General features: G+C 52.9%; 1 rRNA gene. It reads left to right on the top strand.

The features are described from left to right. The first annotated feature begins 146 nt into the window (after positions 1-146). A 16S ribosomal RNA gene (locus INF73_RS20790) occupies positions 147-1686 on the top strand. Positions 1687-1727 lie beyond the last annotated feature (41 nt).

Raw genomic sequence — 1727 nt, forward strand, 5'->3', positions numbered from 1 at the left:
ACTGCTCTTTAACAATTTATCAGACAATCTGTGTGGGCACTCAAAGTGACATGGATTCTTAACGTCTTCGGACGAAAAATGAATACCAAGTCTCTGAGTGAACATACGTAATTCATTACGAAGTTTAATTCACGAGCATCAAACTTAAATTGAAGAGTTTGATCATGGCTCAGATTGAACGCTGGCGGCAGGCCTAACACATGCAAGTCGAACGGTAGCACAGAGAGCTTGCTCTCGGGTGACGAGTGGCGGACGGGTGAGTAATGTCTGGGAAACTGCCTGATGGAGGGGGATAACTACTGGAAACGGTAGCTAATACCGCATAACGTCGCAAGACCAAAGAGGGGGACCTTCGGGCCTCTTGCCATCAGATGTGCCCAGATGGGATTAGCTAGTAGGTGGGGTAACGGCTCACCTAGGCGACGATCCCTAGCTGGTCTGAGAGGATGACCAGCCACACTGGAACTGAGACACGGTCCAGACTCCTACGGGAGGCAGCAGTGGGGAATATTGCACAATGGGCGCAAGCCTGATGCAGCCATGCCGCGTGTATGAAGAAGGCCTTCGGGTTGTAAAGTACTTTCAGCGGGGAGGAAGGCGGTGAGGTTAATAACCTCATCGATTGACGTTACCCGCAGAAGAAGCACCGGCTAACTCCGTGCCAGCAGCCGCGGTAATACGGAGGGTGCAAGCGTTAATCGGAATTACTGGGCGTAAAGCGCACGCAGGCGGTCTGTCAAGTCGGATGTGAAATCCCCGGGCTCAACCTGGGAACTGCATTCGAAACTGGCAGGCTAGAGTCTTGTAGAGGGGGGTAGAATTCCAGGTGTAGCGGTGAAATGCGTAGAGATCTGGAGGAATACCGGTGGCGAAGGCGGCCCCCTGGACAAAGACTGACGCTCAGGTGCGAAAGCGTGGGGAGCAAACAGGATTAGATACCCTGGTAGTCCACGCCGTAAACGATGTCGACTTGGAGGTTGTGCCCTTGAGGCGTGGCTTCCGGAGCTAACGCGTTAAGTCGACCGCCTGGGGAGTACGGCCGCAAGGTTAAAACTCAAATGAATTGACGGGGGCCCGCACAAGCGGTGGAGCATGTGGTTTAATTCGATGCAACGCGAAGAACCTTACCTACTCTTGACATCCAGAGAACTTAGCAGAGATGCTTTGGTGCCTTCGGGAACTCTGAGACAGGTGCTGCATGGCTGTCGTCAGCTCGTGTTGTGAAATGTTGGGTTAAGTCCCGCAACGAGCGCAACCCTTATCCTTTGTTGCCAGCGGTTAGGCCGGGAACTCAAAGGAGACTGCCAGTGATAAACTGGAGGAAGGTGGGGATGACGTCAAGTCATCATGGCCCTTACGAGTAGGGCTACACACGTGCTACAATGGCGCATACAAAGAGAAGCGACCTCGCGAGAGCAAGCGGACCTCATAAAGTGCGTCGTAGTCCGGATTGGAGTCTGCAACTCGACTCCATGAAGTCGGAATCGCTAGTAATCGTGGATCAGAATGCCACGGTGAATACGTTCCCGGGCCTTGTACACACCGCCCGTCACACCATGGGAGTGGGTTGCAAAAGAAGTAGGTAGCTTAACCTTCGGGAGGGCGCTTACCACTTTGTGATTCATGACTGGGGTGAAGTCGTAACAAGGTAACCGTAGGGGAACCTGCGGTTGGATCACCTCCTTACCTTAAAGAACCTGCCTTTGTAGTGCTCACACAGATTGTCT

This window comes from Enterobacter cloacae complex sp. P6RS (genome assembly GCF_014982245.1).
Lineage (GTDB): Bacteria > Pseudomonadota > Gammaproteobacteria > Enterobacterales > Enterobacteriaceae > Enterobacter > Enterobacter bugandensis.